An 18,029-nucleotide genomic window follows, 5' to 3' on the forward strand; every position below is an offset into this window, starting at 1 on the left:
CCTGAAGTTCTTGGCTTTTTCCCGAAAATCGCGTTTTTTGCTATGCTGGCCGCCCCGCGGCACGAGGTAGCACCATGCAACTGATCGATATCGGCGTCAACCTGACCAACAGCAGCTTCCACGGCCAGCAAGCCGCCATCGTCGAACGCGCCGTCGAAGCCGGCGTGTCGCGCATGGTGCTGACCGGCACCAGCCTTGAGGTCAGCGAACAGGCACTGGCGCTGTGCCACGAACTCGACGCACCGGGCCAGCACCTGTTCGCCACCGCCGGCGTGCACCCCCATGACGCCAAGTCATGGACCAGCGACAGCGAACGCCAACTGCGTCAGTTGCTGGCCGAGCAGCGGGTGGTGGCGGTCGGCGAATGCGGGCTGGACTTCAATCGCGACTTCTCCCCTCGCCCGCTCCAGGAAAAGGCCCTGGAGGCACAACTGGCACTGGCCGCCGAGTTGCAACTGCCGGTGTTCCTGCACGAGCGCGATGCCAGCGAGCGACTGCTGGGGATTCTCAAGAATCTGCGCGACCATCTGCCAGCGGCGGTCGTGCATTGTTTCACCGGCGAGCGAGCGGCGTTGTTCGCCTACCTCGATCTCGATCTGCACATCGGCATCACCGGCTGGATCTGCGACGAACGCCGCGGCACACACCTGCACCCCCTGGTGGGCAACATCCCGACCGGCCGCCTGATGCTGGAGAGCGATGCGCCCTACCTGCTGCCGCGCAGCCTGCGGCCCAAACCGAAGAACGGTCGCAACGAGCCGGCGTTTCTCCCCGAGGTCCTGCGCGAGGTGGCATTGCACCGTGGAGAAAGCCTGGAGCAGACCGCCGCCCACACAACCGCCACGGCCGAGGCATTCTTCCAATTGAGCCAAGGCTGACACTGCCTGGCCATGGTTTGTTGACTCATATCAAGGCCTCTCTGACGGGCGCGGGCACAATGATGGCACCTTGCCAACAATGTTTCCGCTCAACTCAGAGAAGACCTACCCATGGGTGCCTGGCTTAGCAATGTTTCCCTGAAGTACAAATTCTGGGCCGTCAACGCGGTGGCCTTCGTCACGACCCTGCTTCTGGTGCTCTATGCCGTGCACCTCGAGCAACGTGCCCGCATCGATGCCGCACGTACCCAGGCCGAGGTCCAGGCGCAGTTACTGGCGGCCTGGCCGGCTGGGCAGCCGCTGCCGAGCCAGGCCGACGTGATCACCTGGCAAGCCGGACAGACGCCTACCCTGGGCGGCGAGCCACTGCCAGCCTTGCGCAACGCCCAAGGCTGGGTCGAGCTGCCTGCGGCCTGGGTGGTGGGCAAGCAGCCGCTGTACGGCGCCCAGGTGCTGCAACATGGCCCGCAGCAGGTCGCCGTGCTGGCCCACGCGCCCAGCCTGCGCCAGGTGTTCTTCGACCGGTTCGGCAACTATGCGCTGTGCGTACTGGTGCTGATGTTGGCGATGCTCGGCGCATCGCAGTTGCTCATCCGCTTTCTGCTCAGCCAGCTCAACACCCTCAAGGACGTGATGCTGCACGTCGAGAAGACCGGCGACCTGTCCGCCCGCGTACCGCTGGCCTGTGGCGATGAGGTCGGCCAGATGGCGGGCGCCTTCAACGCCATGCAGGCGACCTACCATCGGGTAGTCGGCACTGTCGCCCGCACGGCCGCGCAACTCGACGCCGGCGCGGCGCGCCTGGCGGCGAGCATGAGCGAAGTGCGTCACGGCATGCTCGGCCAACAAAGCGAAACCGACCAAGCGGCCACGGCGATCAACCAGATGTCGGCCACCGTACACCACATCGCCCAGCATGCTGGGGCCACCCGCGATCTCTCCCAGGCCGCCGACACCCTGGCCGGCGATGGTCAGCATGTGGTCAGCCGCGTGCAAACTTCCATCGCCGGACTATCCAGCGGGGTGCAGCAGACCGCACAGATGATCAATCAGCTGGCCGAGGACAGTCAGAAGATCAACGGTGTGGTCGGGGTGATCCATAGCATCGCCGAACAAACCAACCTGCTCGCTCTCAACGCCGCTATCGAGGCCGCCCGTGCCGGCGACCTGGGACGGGGTTTCGCGGTGGTCGCCGATGAAGTGCGCAGCCTGGCCAAGCGCGTGCAGACCTCCACCGACGAAATCACCCGCATGGTTGCCGACCTGCAGGCGGGCACCCGTGACGCCGTAGAGTTCATGCAGGAGAGTTCGTACAAGGCTGACGATTGTGTGCGCGAAGCACGCGAGGCAGGCGAAGCCCTGGCGCAGATCACCGGTGCGGTGGCACAGATGCGCGAAAGCAACACGCAGATCGCCGTGGCCGCCCAGCAACAGAGCCAGGTCGCCGAAGAAATGAACCGTGCCGTGGTCAGCATCCGTGATGTCACCGAACAGACCGTGCAACAGACTGTCGGCTCGGCCACCACCAGCGACGAATTGGCGACCCTGGCCGGCGAGCTGAACAAGGTCATCGGCCAGCTCAAGCTATAACCACCATAGCCAGCCTCGATTGGCCCCCGTCCGGGGGCCGCACTAAGCTTGGGGCATGATCTGGAGGAAATGCCCATGAGCAAGCGACTGCCCAATCTCCACGCCTGGCAATGGCGCGGATACCACCACAACCACCGTCACCCGACCAACCTGGTGCTGCACCTGATCGCCGTGCCGCTGTTCATCCTCGGTGCATTGCTGGTGCTCTCGGGACTGTTCGGCCTGGACCTCGGACAGATCGCCGTCGGTATCATCGTCCTCCTCGCGGGCCTGGGCATGCAACGCCAGGGCCATCGCCTGGAGACCGAGCAACCCGAACCCTTTGCCGACCGCAAGGATGCCGTGAAACGCTTGCTGACCGAGCAGTTCATCACCTTTCCGCGCTTCGTGCTCAGTGGCGCCTGGTGGCGAGCCTGGCGTGAACGGCACAAGCATCGCTACTGATACGCTGCCCAGCGGCGGAACTACTTGCCCGCCTTGACCCGCCGCAATGCCTTGAGCAAGGCTTCCAAGGTCGTATCGGCCGTCTGTTCGGCCTCGTGCAGCTCGCGCTCCCATTGCTCCAGGCACGGCTCCAGGTCGGCTTGATCGCGTCCCTGAAGCAGCCATTGCAGGCGGTCATGCCAGTCCCCTAGATCGCCTTGAGCACGCTTCAACAACTTCTGCAGGTTCTCGCCTGCATGTCCCAATTGCGGATAAGCCTCGTCACCGTAGCGGGCGCGCTTGATCAGCAACCGTAGGCGGTGTCTGTCATGGGCAGGGTCGCGCAGGGCATCGTGCAGCTTGTGCCATTGCTTGACCAGGCGTCTGTCGATGCGCTGAGCCAACTTCGGCGTCAGACCTTCGCGACCCGCCGCGCGCAGGAACAGAGGAAACGCATCGAGAATCGCCAGCACCCGGGTCAGTTCCGCGCTGCCCGCGACCCTGGCGAAGGTCTGCGCACGTCCAGCCAGACGCCGCCGCCCCGCCTCCACTTGACCCCGACGCAACAGCTCGGCTGCCAATACCTCGCGGTCGCGCAGCGGCGTGGTCAGCGCTCCCAGCGACTTGCACGCCCCCTCCAGCTGCTCCACTCCTGGCAGCCCACGCAAGGGGCGTAACAGGCTGCGCAGGCGCCGTACGTTGGTGCGCAGGTCATGCAGCGCCTCGCTGTCGGTATCGGCGGCTAGGCGTTCTCTGCAGGCCAGCAGGCGCACCTGCAGGGTCAGTACCTGGGCAACCACATGATCGAGCATGGCAGCCATGGAAAGCTCCTTGGTCAGCGACCGGCACGCGACTCACGAATGTAGAAACGCGCCTTCTCGGCCTTCCTGGTGCAACCCTCGAACCCTTCGAACTGCTGCTGGGTCTTGGCACCGGTGAGCAGCGACAACGCCTTGGAATAACTGACGGTACCGGCGAAGCCCTCGGCTTTGGCCAGGTCGAGCTCTTTCCAGGCGGCATCCAGCTGGGTCGCACAGCTGTCACGGTAGGCCGTCTTGCCGGCGCAGCCAGCCAGCGCCAGAGCAATCAGAGGAAGGCAGATCCAGGCTTTCATCGGTGTTACCTCAAAGGGAAAAAGAATGGCTGTTCGACGCCCAGGCAGACGAAAAGTGCCGTGCTGGGCAGGTGCTGCCGGGCATGCTTTGCTTAGGGTAGCTCAGCCCGGCGCGCATTGAAGCACACCGCGCGAAGGTGCATTGTGGGACCATGGTTGCACAGGTGGGGGAAAAACGATGAGCAAACGCGTGGCGCTGGTACTGGGTTCGGGGGGCGCCCGAGGGTATGCCCACATCGGGGTGATCGAGGAAATCGAGCGGCGCGGCTACGAGATTGCCTGCGTCGCCGGCTGCTCCATGGGCGCGGTCATTGGCGGCATCTACGCCGCCGGCAAGCTCGAAGACTACCGCAGCTGGATCGAGAGTCTCGACTATCTGGACGTATTGCGCCTGGTCGATGTCAGCTTTCGCCTTGGCGCCATTCGCGGCGACAAGGTATTCGGGCAGATTCGCAAGATCGTTGGCGAGATCAATATCGAGCAATTGCGCATTCCCTACACGGCCGTGGCGACCGACCTCACCAACCAACAGGAAATCTGGTTCCAGGAAGGCTGCCTGCACCAGGCCATGCGCGCCTCGGCGGCGATTCCCAGCTTGTTCACCCCGGTGATGCAAGGTAACCGCATGCTGGTCGACGGTGGCATTCTCAATCCGCTGCCGATCGTGCCAGTGGTGTCCAGCCATAGCGACCTGATCATCGCAGTCAACCTCAACTCGACCAACCAGAAGCAATATCAGTTGCCAGTGATCGAACGCCCGGCAGCGTTCAAGATGCGCTTCGATGCACTGATCAGCTCGCTCGGTTCGCGCCTGCCGTTTCGCCGCAAGCCTGCCGAGGAACTCATCCGCATCGAACAGGAAATCGTCAGCGAGGGGCTGGCCCCGCCAAGCCCCTGGCTGACCGACGAAGCCGACCCCGAGGCCCAGCAACCGGCGGCAGCGCCGGAGCACAGTGGCGCACCGAAATCGGCGACGGGCTCGTTCATCATCGACAACGTCGGACCCGCATCGCTACTGGACCTGATCAACCAGAGCTTCGAAGTGATGCAGACGTCGCTGGCCCAGTACAAGATCGCCGGATACCCACCGGACGTGCTGATCAACGTGCCGAAACGGGTATGCCGGTTCTTCGAGTTCTACAAGGCACCGGAGCTGATCGCGCTGGGGCGGGAAATCGCACGCGATACGTTGGACAACTACGAAGGGCAGAAGCGCTAAGGCGTTGCCTGGGAGTGCTTGTGTTGAGTGTTGTGTGCGGCGCTCGATCGCATAGGCGCAACATCCTCCCGCCGAGCCCAAAAAAACAGGCCGCATATAGCGGCCTGTTTGGTCATGCATCCAGCACTCAGTAACGCGTGATATCCGCGCTGCCTTCGAGCTGCTTGCGATACGCAGCGAAGTCCTGCTGGCCGGCACGCGAAGCGAGGTAGCGGCGGATCTGCTGCTTCTCCTCGTCGGTGGCCGCAGCGCCATCGTTGACGCCCTTGAGCTGCAGCACCACCAGGCTACCGTCGGCCAGGACCACGCTGCCGTAGACAGGTTTGTCCTTGGCCTGCGGCTTGGGCAGGCGGAACAGCGCCTGCAGCTCGGCCGGGTCGATACCGTCCTGGGCACGGGTGACCGCTTCGGCTTGCTTCCAGACCTGGCCTTCATAGGCCTCGGCACCGGCGATGGAGCCGTCCCGCAGGCCGGCGATCAGCTTGTCGGCCTTGGCCTTGAGCTCGGCGGTGGCCTTTTCCTTGGCCAGGTGATCGGCGATGTTGCCGGCCACGGCTTCCAGCGGCAGCTGCTCTGGCTTACGGTGTTCCTTGACCCGCAGTACCACGGTGGTTTCCGGGTCCAGCTCGATGGCAGTGCTGTTGGCGCCCTCCTCGAGGACCTCCTCGGAGAACGCGGCCTGCACCACCTGACGGTTGGCAGTGATGCCGTCGCCACCTTCACGGCCAAACGGTGCCGAGGTCTGCACCTTGAGGTTCAGGTCCTGGGCTGGCTGGGCCAGGTCGGAAGCCTCGTAGGCGGCATCCTGAAGCTGCTTGCTGGCGTCCACGTAGCGCTGTTCGACCAGAGGTGTCTTCAGGTCGCGGATCAGTTTGTCCTTCAGGCTGGCGAAGCTCGGCACCTCGGGCGCCTCGACACCCAGCAACTTGATCAGGTGATAGCCGTACTCAGTCCGGACCGGTGCCGATACCTGGCCCTTGTCGAGCTTGTACAGTGCGGTCTCGAAGGCCGGGTCATACACGCCCGGGCCAGCGAAGCCGAGATCACCACCGCTGCTGGCCGAACCCGGGTCCTGGGAGAACTCCTTGGCCAGCGCGGCGAAATCCTCGCCTTTGGCCAGACGTTGCTGGATTTCCTCGATGCGAGCCTTGGCCTGGGCATCGCTGACCTTGTCGTTGACCTCGATGAGGATGTGCGCGGCGTGGCGCTGCTCGGCAAGGTTGGCGATTTCCTTCTCGTACTGCGCCTTGAGCTCGTCGTCGCTGACCTTGACCTGATCGAAGAACGCCGATTTCTTGAGCTCGACGTAGTCGATGACGACCTGGTCGGGGCTCATGAATTCCTTGGCGTGCTGGTCGTAGTGCGCCTTGATCTCCTCATCGCTGATCTTGATCGCGGCCGGGTTGGCCTTGAAGGTCAGGGAAGCGAAATCACGGGTCTGTTTTTCCAGGCGGGCGAAGGCGTCCACCTGCTGGTCGGTAACGAAGCTGCTGCCGGCGATGCCGGTGCGCAGTTGGCCGATGAGCATCTCTTCGGCCAGCATGGCGCGGAATTGCATGCGGCTGTAGCCCATCTGGCGAATGACCTGGTCAAAACGGTCGGCACTGAACTTGCCATCCACCTGGAACTCCGGCGTCTGCAGGATCACCTGATCCAGCGCGGCCTCGGAGAAGGCGAACTTGGCATCGGCAGCGCCCTGCAGCAGCAGCTTGCGGTCGATCAGCCCCTTGAGCGCTGCTTCGCGCAGCATTTTCTCGTCCAGCAAGGCCGGGTCGAAATCCTTGCCCAGCTGTTGCATGAGCTGGCGGCGCTGCATCTCAGCCGCCTGGCTCAGCTCGCTCTGGCTGATGGTCTCGCCGTTCACCTTGGCGGCGTCCTGGCTATGGGTGGCAGCCTGGAAAATGGCCTCGAAACCGGTCAATGCCATCAGCATGACGATAAGGCCGATGATGGTCTTGGCAATCCAACCTTGTGAATTGTCCCTGATATTTTGCAGCATGCGTCCCCCAGAAACGGCTGTACCACTGCGTCGACAACCGCGGAGCGTGGGTAGAATCCTGATAAAAGAAAGGCGCATCCGAGGATGCGCCTTTTCTTAGCAAACGTTTCGGGCGGGAACGTTTGCGTCCCGCCGTCACCGTGCTCGGACCTGGCCAGGCCGGGTCCGGCTGAAAGACGACTTAGTTGACGGCGTCTTTCAGGCCTTTGTCAGCCTTGAAGCCTGGAACCTTGGCAGCGGCGATCTTGATGGCCTTGCCGGTTTGTGGGTTGCGGCCGGTGCGCTCGGCGCGCTCTTTGACCGTGAAGGTACCGAAGCCAACCAATACCACGTCGTCGCCTGCTTTCAGGGCGCCGGTGACGGATTCGATGACTGCATCCAGCGCACGGCCGGCTACAGCTTTCGGGATGTCTGCAGATGCGGCGATAGCGTCAATCAGTTCCGACTTGTTCACTCTAAGTCCCCTTATATCTCTATTGAGTTTGTTTCTAAGTATGTAATGAAAAGCTTATGAAACGTGCGCTGAGTGGCTTACTGACAATAGCGTGCCGCTTTATAGCAAGGCCCCGAAAAAACTGTCAAGGAAAGCCCCCCAGCCAAAAACTACTAGTGCGTGCTGATTCTTTCCTTAGCATCGCCGTCGCGCTTTTCATCTTTCGCGACAATCTCGGGAGCCACATCTGGCAAGGGCTCCGGGGCGTATTGCAGCGCAATTTGCAGGACTTCGTCAATCCATTTAACCGGTTTGATTTGCAGATCCTGTTTGATATTTTCAGGAATTTCCTTCAAATCGCGAACATTTTCCTCCGGAATGATCACCGTCTTGATACCACCCCGGTGCGCGGCCAGCAGTTTTTCTTTCAGGCCACCAATGGCCAATACCTGCCCCCGCAGGGTGATTTCACCGGTCATGGCCACATCGGCACGCACAGGAATCTGGGTCAGCGCCGACACCAACGCGGTGCACATGCCGATACCGGCACTCGGGCCATCCTTGGGCGTGGCGCCTTCGGGCATATGGATATGCACGTCGTGTTTCTCGTGGAAATCGGCAGCGATACCCAGGCTGCGGGCTCGGCTGCGGACCACGGTCTGCGCGGCGGTGATCGATTCGACCATGACGTCGCCGAGCGAGCCGGTCTTGATCAGTTGCCCCTTGCCGGGAATCACCACGGCCTCGATGGTCAGCAGTTCGCCGCCTACCTGGGTCCAGGCCAGGCCGGTCACCTGGCCGATCTGGTCCTGTTGCTCGGCCAGACCATAGCGGAACTTGCGCACACCCAACAGGTGCTCGAGCTGCTCGCTGGTGACCTTGACCCGTACCTGTTTCTGCCCGGTGTGCTCTTTGACCACCTTGCGGCAGACCTTGGCGATCTGGCGCTCGAGGCCCCGCACCCCGGCTTCGCGGGTGTAGTAACGAATGATGTCGCGGATGGCCGAGACGTCGATCTCGAGCTCTTCCTTCTTCAAGCCGTTGGCCTTGACCTGCTTGGGCGTCAGGTATTTGACCGCGATGTTGATCTTCTCGTCCTCGGTGTAGCCCGGCAGGCGGATGATTTCCATCCGGTCCAGCAGCGCCGGCGGAATGTTCATCGAGTTCGAGGTACACAGGAACATCACATCCGAGAGGTCGTAGTCGACTTCCAGGTAGTGGTCGTTGAAATTGTGGTTCTGCTCGGGATCGAGCACCTCCAGCAAGGCCGAGGCCGGATCGCCACGCATGTCGCTGCCCATCTTGTCGATCTCGTCGAGCAGGAACAGCGGGTTGCGTACACCCACCTTGGTCATTTTCTGGATCAACCGACCCGGCATCGAGCCGATGTAGGTGCGACGATGGCCACGGATCTCGGCCTCGTCACGCACGCCACCGAGGGCCATGCGCACGAACTTGCGGTTGGTCGCCGCGGCGATCGATTCGGCCAGCGAGGTCTTGCCCACGCCAGGCGGGCCGACCAGGCACAGCACCGGACCACGAATTTTCTTCACGCGCTTCTGCACGGCGAGGTACTCGAGGATCCGCTCCTTGACCTCTTCCAGACCATAGTGATCGGCATCGAGGATTTCCTCGGCCTTGGTCAGGTCCAGGCGCACCTTGCTTTGAGCCTTCCAAGGCACTTGCACGAGCCAATCCAGGTAAGTACGGACCACGGTGGCTTCGGCCGACATCGGCGACATCTGCTTGAGCTTGTTCAGCTCAGCCTGAGCCTTGGCCAGGGCGTCCTTGGGCAGCCCCGCGGCGTCGATACGCTTTTTCAGCTCCTCGACTTCGTTGTGGCCTTCATCGCCATCGCCGAGCTCTTTCTGAATGGCCTTCATCTGCTCATTCAGGTAGTACTCGCGCTGGCTGCGCTCCATCTGTTTCTTGACTCGGCCGCGGATGCGCTTCTCGACCTGCAGCAGATCGATTTCAGCATCCAGCAGCGCCAGCACGTGCTCGACACGCGCGGCCAGGTCGACGATTTCGAGGATTTCCTGCTTCTGCTCGATCTTCAGGGCCATGTGCGCGGCCATGGTATCGACCAGGCGGCCAGGTTCTTCGATGCTGTTGAGCGACGACAGGACTTCAGCCGGCACTTTCTTGCCCAGCTGAACGTACTGCTCGAACTGGGACAGCAAGGTGCGCACGAAGACTTCCGACTCGCGCTCGGCGGCGTCGGTTTCATCGATCAGGGAGACTTCGGCACGGATGTGCCCGTCCACTTCGTTGAAGCGCTCGACCGCGCCGCGCTGCTCGCCTTCGACCAGTACCTTGACGGTACCATCGGGCAGCTTGAGCAGTTGCAGCACGGTGGCGACGGTGCCGACCCGATACAGGGCGTCTTCGCCCGGATCGTCGTCGGCTGGGTTCTTCTGGGCCAGCAGGAGAATCTGCTTCTCGCCCGTCATCGCTGCCTCGAGGGCTTCGATGGACTTTTCACGCCCCACGAACAGCGGGATGACCATATGCGGATAGACGACGACGTCACGCAATGGCAAAAGAGGCAAGTCGAGGGTGGTCTTCATGATTTCGCCTCTACAGCGGCCTTGTGGCCGGAAACCGTTGGAAATGTTGCTTGGAGCTAATGTGGGGGCATGCCTGGGAAATTACAAGCGCTAGTGCAGGAAAAGCAAAAAGGGGCCCGCAGGCCCCTTGTTTGCTCGCCACCACAGCTCCGACTCAGGCGTCGGGAGCAGCCTTGGCTTGCGGCTCGCTGTTTTCATAGATCAACAGCGGCTGCGACGTGCCATCGATGACACTCTCGTCGATCACCACCTTGCTGACTTCCTTCTGCGAAGGAATCTCATACATGGTGTCGAGCAGCACGCCTTCGAGGATCGAACGCAGGCCACGGGCGCCAGTCTTGCGCTCCAGGGCCTTGCGCGCAACGGCCTTGAGTGCATCGCTGCGGAACTCGAGGTCGACGCTCTCCATCTCGAACAGCTTGGCATACTGCTTGGTGAGGGCGTTCTTCGGCTCGGTGAGGATCTGCATCAGAGCAGCCTCATCCAGCTCGTCGAGGGTCGCCAAGACCGGGAGACGGCCCACGAACTCAGGGATCAGGCCGAATTTGACCAGATCGTCCGGCTCGACCTCACGCAGGGATTCCCCGACCTTCTTGCCCTCTTCCTTGCTGCGCACTTCGGCGCCAAAACCGATGCCACCCTTGGTGGAGCGGTTCTGGATGACCTTTTCCAGGCCCGAGAACGCGCCACCGCAAATGAACAGGATGTTGCGGGTATCGACCTGCAGGAATTCCTGTTGTGGGTGCTTGCGCCCCCCTTGCGGCGGAACGGAGGCCACGGTGCCTTCGATCAGCTTCAGCAACGCCTGCTGCACGCCTTCGCCCGAGACATCGCGGGTGATGGACGGGTTGTCCGACTTGCGCGAGATCTTGTCGATCTCGTCGATGTAGACGATGCCCATCTGGGCCTTTTCCACATCGTAGTCGCACTTCTGCAGCAGCTTCTGAATGATGTTCTCGACGTCCTCACCCACGTAACCGGCTTCGGTCAGGGTGGTGGCATCGGCGATGGTGAACGGTACGTTCAACAGGCGTGCAAGGGTTTCGGCGAGCAGGGTCTTGCCCGAGCCGGTCGGCCCGATGAGCAGGATGTTGCTCTTGCCGAGTTCGACTTCGTCACCCTTCTTGTCACGCTGGTTCAGGCGCTTGTAGTGGTTGTACACCGCTACGGACAGCACCTTCTTGGCACGCTCCTGACCAATGACGTACTGGTCAAGGATGCCGCTGATTTCTTTCGGCGAAGGTAATTTGTGCGCGTTGCTCTCGGCCTGGGCTTCCTGCACCTCCTCGCGGATGATGTCATTGCACAGGTCGACGCACTCGTCGCAGATAAATACCGAGGGCCCGGCAATCAATTTGCGCACTTCGTGCTGGCTTTTGCCGCAGAAGGAGCAATAGAGCAATTTGCCGCTGTCCTCGCCGTTACGGGTGTCAGTCATTCGATCGATCCAATCCGGTAGGCTTGCAACACAAGATGAAGGCAATTGCGGGCTTTTTCAAGTCCGCAGGTAGGCGCTTTCGACGCCTACCTGCTCTGGCGCCTGGGTTCAGGAGGCCAGTTGCCGCTTGTCGTAGACCGAGTCGATCAGGCCGTACTCGGCCGCGCGCGAGGCGCTCATGAAGTTGTCACGTTCGGTGTCGCGCTTGATGGTCTCGAGGTCCTGGCCAGTGTGGTAGGCCAGCAGCTCGTTCAGGCGTGCCTTGATATTGAGGATTTCCTGGGCATGGATCTCGATATCGGTAGCCTGCCCCTGGAAACCGCCCAACGGCTGGTGAATCATCACGCGCGAGTTCGGCAGGCAGTGACGCTTGCCCTTGGCCCCGGCAGCGAGCAGGAACGCGCCCATGCTGCAGGCTTGGCCGATGCAGATGGTCGACACGTCCGGCTTGATGAACTGCATGGTGTCGTAGATCGACATACCAGCAGTGACCGAGCCACCAGGGGAGTTGATGTACAGATGGATATCCTTGTCCGGGTTTTCCGCTTCAAGGAACAAGAGCTGCGCCACGACCAGGTTGGCCATGTAGTCCTCTACGGGACCCACCAGGAAGATTACGCGCTCCTTCAAAAGGCGCGAGTAAATGTCATAGGCGCGTTCGCCACGGGCGGACTGCTCGATAACCATCGGGACCAGGCCGCCTGCAGCCTGGATGTCAGAGCTCTGCTGAATATAAGAATTGCGGGACATGTCCTGCGCTCACTCCCAAATAGTCATGGCTTGATAACGCACAAGCCAGCGCGAAGGCTGGCTTGTGGGGGTTTCCTACGAGAGAAACGTATTACTCAGCTTCGGCAGGAGCCTGTGCTGGTTTTACGGCTTCTTCGTACGAGACCGATTTGTCGGTCACAGTCGCTTTCTGCAGAACAGTATCTACAACTTGTTCTTCCAGCACAACCGAACGCACTTCGTTCAGCTGCTGGTCGTTTTTGTAGTACCAGGCGATGACCTGCTCAGGCTCCTGGTAGGCGGAAGCCATTTCCTCGATCATCTCGCGGACCTTGGCGTCGTCCGGCTTGAGTTCGAACTGCTTGACCACTTCGGCGACGATCAGGCCCAGCACAACGCGGCGCTTGGCTTGCTCTTCGAACAGCTCGGCTGGCAGTTGCTCGGGCTTGATGTTGCCACCGAACTGCTGAACGGCCTGCACGCGCAGACGGTTGACTTCGTTTTCCAGCAGGGCCTTCGGCACTTCGATCGGGTTGGCGGCCAGCAGACCGTCCATGACCTGGTTCTTGACCTTGGTCTTGATGGCCTGGCGCAGTTCACGCTCCATGTTCTTGCGAACTTCGGCGCGGAAGCCTTCCAGGGTCGACTCCTTGATGCCGAACTGGGCGAAGAAGGCTTCGTTCAGCTCCGGCAGCTCAGGGGCAGCAACGCTGTTGACGGTGATGGTGAACTCGGCGGCTTTACCAGCCAGGTCCAGGTTCTGGTAGTCCTCTGGGAAGGTCACGTTGACAACGCGCTCTTCGCCAGCCTTGGCGCCTACCAGGCCGTCTTCGAAGCCAGGGATCATGCGACCCGAGCCCAGCACCAGCTGGGTGCCCTTGGCCGAACCACCGGCGAAGGCTTCACCGTCGATCTTGCCGACGAAGTCGATGTTGACCTGATCGTCGTTCTGCGCAGCGCGCTCGACGTTCTCGAAACGTACGTTCTGCTTGCGCAGCACTTCCAGCATGTTGTCCAGGTCGGCGTCGGCCACTTCGGCGCTCAGACGCTCGACGCTGATCGACTCCAGGCCGGCAACGGTGAACTCAGGGAAGACTTCGAAGATCGCGACGAACTCCAGGTCCTTGCCCTTTTCGAAGGACTTCGGCTCTACGGCCGGAGCGCCAGCCGGGTTCAGCTTCTGCTCGACGATGGCTTCGTAGAAGGAAGCCTGAACCAGGTCACCGAAGGCTTCTTGGCGGGCGTCGGCTTCGAAACGCTGACGGATCACGCTCATCGGCACCTTGCCTGGGCGGAAGCCCGCGACCTTGGCACGCTTGGCAGTCTGTTGCAGACGCTTGTTGACTTCGTTCTCGACGCGCTCGGCCGGAACGGCGATGGTCATGCGGCGCTCGAGAGCGGAAGTGTTTTCAACAGAAACTTGCATGGATATTCCTCGTTGCACAGACGTTAGCCGGCGATAGCCCGACTCCAGAATCAAGGGCGAACATTCTAGTGAGTCACGCACCAGAAGTCACCCCACCCGGGACGACGGGAAACCACGCCGGTCGATTAACTTTGCAAGGCCCGTGCACCAAGGCAACGGGCTTCTTTATATACAGTGGCCGCGCACCCTCGCTCGAGCACGCAACCGAAATAACTTGTCAAACAACTGCAAGCGACGAAATCGCCCCTACTGCGGGTCGATTTCGTTGAACTGGCAGTACTCTTCCCACTCCATACCCAACGCCTCGGCCACCTCGCGGTGCGTCTCCAGGCGCATGGCATGCAGTTGCTCAGGGCTCTCGGCGATCAGTTGCAGTGCCAACTCCCAGGGCTGCAGGCCCTGCCCCTCGGCAGCATCCTCGAATGCCCACTGAATCTGCTGCTCCTGCTCACGGGCATCGAGCTCGCGGATCTCCTCGAGCAGCTGCGGATTGGCTTCGGCGAAGCGCTGCAGCGCCAAGACCTGGCGGGCTTCTTTTGCAATCATCGGCTCGCTCCTCTGCCAGCCCATTGGGCCGGTGTTTCAACCGGCTGAAATCTAACAGCTTTTATTGGGGTGCCACCAGAGGATTACAAGGCGAAACCGAGCAAAGGCGGCAGCAAAACAAAAAGGCGCCCGGTCTCACGACCAAGGCGCCTTCGAAATATGGGGTGGACGATGGGAATCGAACCCACGACAACTGGAATCACAATCCAGCGCTCTACCAACTGAGCTACGCCCACCATAGTGCGGTGCTGCGGTACAACCTTACAGAAGCATGGTGCGGACGAAGAGACTCGAACTCTTACAGCTTGCGCCGCTGGAACCTAAATCCAGTGTGTCTACCAATTTCACCACGTCCGCGTAACGCTTAAAACAAAGGCGCCAGATCAACTATCGAGGCGCCTTCGTAGAATATGGGGTGGACGATGGGAATCGAACCCACGACAACTGGAATCACAATCCAGCGCTCTACCAACTGAGCTACGCCCACCATATCGCGATACAGCATCACTTGTTTGCCCAGAGGCCTAATGGCGCACCCGGCAGGACTCGAACCTGCGACCATCCGCTTAGAAGGCGGATGCTCTATCCAGCTGAGCTACGGGCGCTTAAGCGTTCAGCCTAACCGAACAAGATACTTAACAGTTAACTGCTAAACCACTCATTCTGCCCGACTTCGCCGACCGGTGCTAGGCAGTGCCCGACAAGTGCGGCGAATCTTATAGGCGAGGCCAAACTGCGTCAACACCTTTCTCAAAAAAATTTAAATTATTGAAGGGGTTAGAGGATTTGCCCGACCACGCGCCTTTGCCCTCGGCGCATGTCGTGCGAGAATGCGCCCTCTTCAATGTTCCTTTCTCGATGGTTAATCACGCGTCTATGACTGCACACCTAATCGATGGCAAGGCGATCGCCGCCAACCTGCGCCAGCAGATCGCCCAACGTGTCGAGGAGCGTCGCCAGCAAGGCCTGCGCACTCCAGGCCTCGCCGTGATCCTGGTCGGTACCGACCCCGCCTCCCAAGTCTATGTCTCGCACAAGCGCAAGGACTGCGAAGAGGTCGGCTTCATTTCGCAGGCATTCGACCTGCCCAGCGAAACCACGCAACAGGCCCTGACCGAGCTCATCGACCGCCTCAACGATGACCCGGCGGTGGACGGCATCCTCCTGCAACTGCCACTGCCGGCCCATCTGGACGCCTCGCTGCTGCTCGAACGCATCCGCCCGGACAAGGACGTGGACGGCTTCCACCCCTATAACATCGGTCGCCTTGCCCAGCGTATCCCGCTGCTGCGCCCATGCACCCCGAAGGGCATCATGACCCTGCTGGAAAGCACCGGCCAGGATCTGTATGGCATGAACGCGGTGATCGTCGGCGCCTCCAACATCGTTGGCCGCCCCATGGCCATGGAACTGCTGCTGGCCGGCTGCACCGTCACCGTGTGCCACCGCTTCACCAAGGACCTGCCAGGCCATGTCGGCCGCGCCGACCTGGTGGTGGTCGCAGCCGGCAAGCCAGGCCTGGTCAAGGGTGAGTGGATCAAGGAAGGTGCCATCGTCATCGATGTCGGCATCAACCGCCAGGACGATGGCAAGCTGGTCGGTGACGTGGTCTACGAGACCGCCCTGCCCCGCGCCGGCTGGATCACCCCGGTGCCCGGTGGCGTCGGCCCGATGACCCGCGCCTGCCTGCTGGAAAACACGCTGTACGCCGCTGAAGAGCTGCACAAGTAGGCGTACCGGGCAGTGAAAAACGGCACCTCAGGCAGGTGCCGTTTTTTTTGATGCCTCTCGTAAGGTATCTGGCGCCTGCGAGATCGAGCGCCGCCTCCCCCCAAAGACAAGCACCTGGTGGCTCTCTCCAAACTGCCGCTAAACCAACCACAACCGATTCGGCTGTGGCGCCCGACCGAACAACGTAGTCAGCTGACCGCAAGGACCGGTTCAGCCGGGATCGACAGCAGCGAAGCGGGATAATCATGGGGCAGCCCACCTGAGTGTGGCACCGCAAGGAGGAGTCCCATGACCCGCTTCATCGATGTGCAAGACCTCGCCCGCCTGGTCAACCGTAAAGGCCTGGCCACCTGCCTGGTGGAGATGGCGGACTACATCCGCCACGACTACCTGCGTTGGCACGCATTCGAGAAATGCGCGCGCCTGGCCAACCACTCCCAGGACGGGGTCATCGAGCTGATGCCGGTATCTGACGCCAGCCGCTATAGCTTCAAGTACGTCAACGGCCACCCGGTCAATACCCGCCACGGCCTGCCGACCGTGATGGCCTTCGGCGCCCTCGCCGACGTGGCCACCGGCGCCCCGTTGCTGCTCAGCGAAATGACGCTGACCACGGCGATCCGCACGGCCGCCACATCAGCCCTGGCGGCACGCTATCTGGCTCGGGAAGACAGCCGCTGCATGGCTCTGATCGGTAACGGCTCACAGAGCGAATTCCAGGTGATCGCCTTCAACACCTTGGTGGGAATCGATGAGGTACGCCTCTACGACATCGACCCTGATGCTTCGGCCAAGCTGGTCGCCAACCTGGCAGGTCGGCCCGGACTCAAGCTGACCACTGTCGGCAGCGTCGCCGAGGCGGTCAAGGGCGCCGATATCGTCACCACCGTCACCGCCGACAAGGCTTATGCCACCATCCTGACGCCGGAGATGATCGAGCCAGGCATGCACCTGAACGCCGTGGGCGGCGATTGCCCCGGCAAGACCGAACTGCACCGCGATATCGTCGAGCGCGCCCGGGTGATCGTCGAGTACGCACCCCAGAGTCGGATCGAAGGCGAGATCCAGCAGATGCCTGCCGACTTCCCGGTCACCGAGTTCTGGCAAGTGCTCGCCGAACAGGCCGCGGGCCGTGAACACAGCGCTCAGGTTACCCTGTTCGACTCGGTGGGCTTCGCCCTGGAAGATTATTCGGCCCTGCGCTACGTGATGGATGTCGCCCAGGCATTGGATATCGGCGAGGACATCGAATTGGTGCCCAGCCTGACCAATCCAAAGGATCTGTACACCCTGCTCCAGCCCCGGGTGGTCAGCACCGGCACCCCACCGTGGCTCAGCTGCGCGATAGCCTGAGGCGCAGGCGACGACAGGCAGACGAGGGGCGTAGAACCGCCTAACCTGTTCAATGCCCCTCCCTGTCAATGAGGCTCGCGCATGGACACCAAGGCTGAGGCCACCTACCCACTGGACCGTATCGATCAGGCCATCATCGAAGTGCTGCGCCACGAAGGCCGCATCACCTTCGAGAAACTCTCCACCCTCGTCCACCTGACCCCGCGCCCGTGCCTGGAGCGGGTCCGTAAACTGGAACGCCACGGCGTGATTCGAGGCTATGCAGCGATCATCGACCCGCAGAAAGTGGCACCCGGGTTATCCGTCCTGGTGCTGGTCGCGCTCTCCAACCTCAGTGGACGCACGTCGCAAAAGCATTTCGAAGCCACCATCAACGCCTGCAGCGAGGTCTTCGAATGCCAACTGATCAGCGGCCATTTCGATTACAGCCTGCGCCTGCGCTGTCGCGACATGGAGCATTACCGCGTGCTGAGCGAGCGCTGGATGAACGATGCGGCCCTGCATATCGACAAACTGGTCGCTCACCCCGAGCTGGCGACGGTCAAGAGCCTGACGCCACGGCTTTGAGCGCTCGAACAGA

At 61.6% G+C, this 18,029-nt stretch carries 16 protein-coding genes and 4 tRNA genes; 7 read left to right on the forward strand and 13 right to left on the reverse strand.

The window, feature by feature from the left end; translation table 11 throughout:
* The first annotated feature begins 74 nt into the window (after window positions 1-74).
* The 3 genes from E2H86_RS13365 to E2H86_RS13375 all read left to right on the forward strand — a co-directional run bounded on the left by E2H86_RS13365 (window position 75) and on the right by E2H86_RS13375 (window position 2,912).
* The gene (locus tag E2H86_RS13365) at window positions 75-878 is read left to right on the forward strand and encodes a TatD family hydrolase (RefSeq protein WP_133328505.1); all 804 of its coding nucleotides are present in this window, start codon (window positions 75-77) and stop codon (window positions 876-878) included.
* Between the two features lie 111 nt (window positions 879-989).
* A complete protein-coding gene (locus tag E2H86_RS13370) occupies window positions 990-2,468 on the forward strand; it encodes a methyl-accepting chemotaxis protein (protein WP_133328507.1) in 1,479 nt (492 codons plus the stop codon).
* Window positions 2,469-2,543: 75 nt separating this feature from the next.
* A complete protein-coding gene (locus tag E2H86_RS13375) occupies window positions 2,544-2,912 on the forward strand; it encodes an Mpo1-like protein (protein WP_133328509.1) in 369 nt (122 codons plus the stop codon).
* A 20-nt stretch (window positions 2,913-2,932) separates the two neighbouring features.
* Here the strand turns inward: E2H86_RS13375 and E2H86_RS13380 are convergent, their stop codons facing one another.
* Both E2H86_RS13380 and E2H86_RS13385 read right to left on the reverse strand, forming a co-directional pair.
* On the reverse strand, window positions 2,933-3,712 hold the full coding sequence (locus E2H86_RS13380) for a CHAD domain-containing protein (RefSeq protein ID WP_133328511.1): 780 nt from the start codon (window positions 3,710-3,712) through the stop codon (window positions 2,933-2,935).
* 14 nt (window positions 3,713-3,726) lie between these two features.
* Window positions 3,727-4,005, reverse strand: coding sequence for a hypothetical protein (locus E2H86_RS13385; RefSeq protein WP_023379639.1), 279 nt, complete (start codon window positions 4,003-4,005; stop codon window positions 3,727-3,729).
* Between the two features lie 178 nt (window positions 4,006-4,183).
* Between E2H86_RS13385 and E2H86_RS13390 the strand changes: the two genes are divergently transcribed.
* Window positions 4,184-5,224, forward strand: coding sequence for a patatin-like phospholipase family protein (locus E2H86_RS13390; RefSeq protein ID WP_133328513.1), 1,041 nt, complete (start codon window positions 4,184-4,186; stop codon window positions 5,222-5,224).
* A 127-nt stretch (window positions 5,225-5,351) separates the two neighbouring features.
* Here E2H86_RS13390 and E2H86_RS13395 read toward each other — a convergent pair whose 3' ends face one another.
* The 11 genes from E2H86_RS13395 to E2H86_RS13445 form a co-directional block, all read right to left on the reverse strand.
* A complete protein-coding gene (locus tag E2H86_RS13395; protein ID WP_133328515.1) occupies window positions 5,352-7,223 on the reverse strand; it encodes a SurA N-terminal domain-containing protein in 1,872 nt (623 codons plus the stop codon).
* Between the two features lie 181 nt (window positions 7,224-7,404).
* Entirely contained in the window at window positions 7,405-7,677 is a 273-nt protein-coding gene (locus E2H86_RS13400) for an HU family DNA-binding protein (RefSeq protein WP_133328517.1), read from the reverse strand.
* Window positions 7,678-7,829: 152 nt separating this feature from the next.
* The gene (gene lon / locus E2H86_RS13405; RefSeq protein ID WP_133328519.1) at window positions 7,830-10,226 is read right to left on the reverse strand and encodes an endopeptidase La; all 2,397 of its coding nucleotides are present in this window, start codon (window positions 10,224-10,226) and stop codon (window positions 7,830-7,832) included.
* 154 nt (window positions 10,227-10,380) lie between these two features.
* On the reverse strand, window positions 10,381-11,664 hold the full coding sequence (gene clpX, locus E2H86_RS13410) for an ATP-dependent Clp protease ATP-binding subunit ClpX (protein WP_133328521.1): 1,284 nt from the start codon (window positions 11,662-11,664) through the stop codon (window positions 10,381-10,383).
* A gap of 108 nt (window positions 11,665-11,772) precedes the next feature.
* Window positions 11,773-12,414 (reverse strand): ATP-dependent Clp endopeptidase proteolytic subunit ClpP, encoded by a 642-nt coding sequence (gene clpP, locus E2H86_RS13415; RefSeq protein ID WP_003259400.1) that lies wholly within the window; start codon window positions 12,412-12,414, stop codon window positions 11,773-11,775.
* A 91-nt stretch (window positions 12,415-12,505) separates the two neighbouring features.
* A complete protein-coding gene (gene tig / locus E2H86_RS13420; RefSeq protein ID WP_133328523.1) occupies window positions 12,506-13,819 on the reverse strand; it encodes a trigger factor in 1,314 nt (437 codons plus the stop codon).
* Window positions 13,820-14,065: 246 nt separating this feature from the next.
* On the reverse strand, window positions 14,066-14,365 hold the full coding sequence (locus tag E2H86_RS13425) for a DUF6388 family protein (protein WP_133328525.1): 300 nt from the start codon (window positions 14,363-14,365) through the stop codon (window positions 14,066-14,068).
* A 160-nt stretch (window positions 14,366-14,525) separates the two neighbouring features.
* Window positions 14,526-14,601, reverse strand: a tRNA-His gene (locus E2H86_RS13430).
* A 36-nt stretch (window positions 14,602-14,637) separates the two neighbouring features.
* Window positions 14,638-14,722, reverse strand: a tRNA-Leu gene (locus E2H86_RS13435).
* 54 nt (window positions 14,723-14,776) lie between these two features.
* Window positions 14,777-14,852: transfer RNA gene (locus E2H86_RS13440), tRNA-His, on the reverse strand.
* 41 nt (window positions 14,853-14,893) lie between these two features.
* Window positions 14,894-14,970 (reverse strand) — tRNA-Arg (locus tag E2H86_RS13445).
* Between the two features lie 271 nt (window positions 14,971-15,241).
* Here E2H86_RS13445 and folD point away from each other — a divergent pair.
* The 3 genes from folD (at window position 15,242) to E2H86_RS13460 (ending at window position 18,016) form a co-directional block, all read left to right on the forward strand.
* Window positions 15,242-16,096: a bifunctional methylenetetrahydrofolate dehydrogenase/methenyltetrahydrofolate cyclohydrolase FolD gene (folD, locus tag E2H86_RS13450; RefSeq protein ID WP_133328527.1), complete on the forward strand. Its 855-nt coding sequence runs from the start codon at window positions 15,242-15,244 to the stop codon at window positions 16,094-16,096.
* 288 nt (window positions 16,097-16,384) lie between these two features.
* Window positions 16,385-17,449, forward strand: a complete 1,065-nt coding sequence (locus E2H86_RS13455; protein WP_133328529.1) for an ornithine cyclodeaminase — start codon at window positions 16,385-16,387, stop codon at window positions 17,447-17,449.
* An 81-nt stretch (window positions 17,450-17,530) separates the two neighbouring features.
* Complete coding sequence (locus E2H86_RS13460) at window positions 17,531-18,016, forward strand: Lrp/AsnC family transcriptional regulator (protein WP_133328532.1); 486 nt, start codon at window positions 17,531-17,533, stop codon at window positions 18,014-18,016.
* The last annotated feature ends 13 nt before the right edge of the window (window positions 18,017-18,029 follow it).

The sequence above is a fragment of the Pseudomonas putida genome (genome assembly GCF_004357765.1).
Classification (GTDB): Bacteria; Pseudomonadota; Gammaproteobacteria; order Pseudomonadales; family Pseudomonadaceae; genus Aquipseudomonas; species Aquipseudomonas putida_U.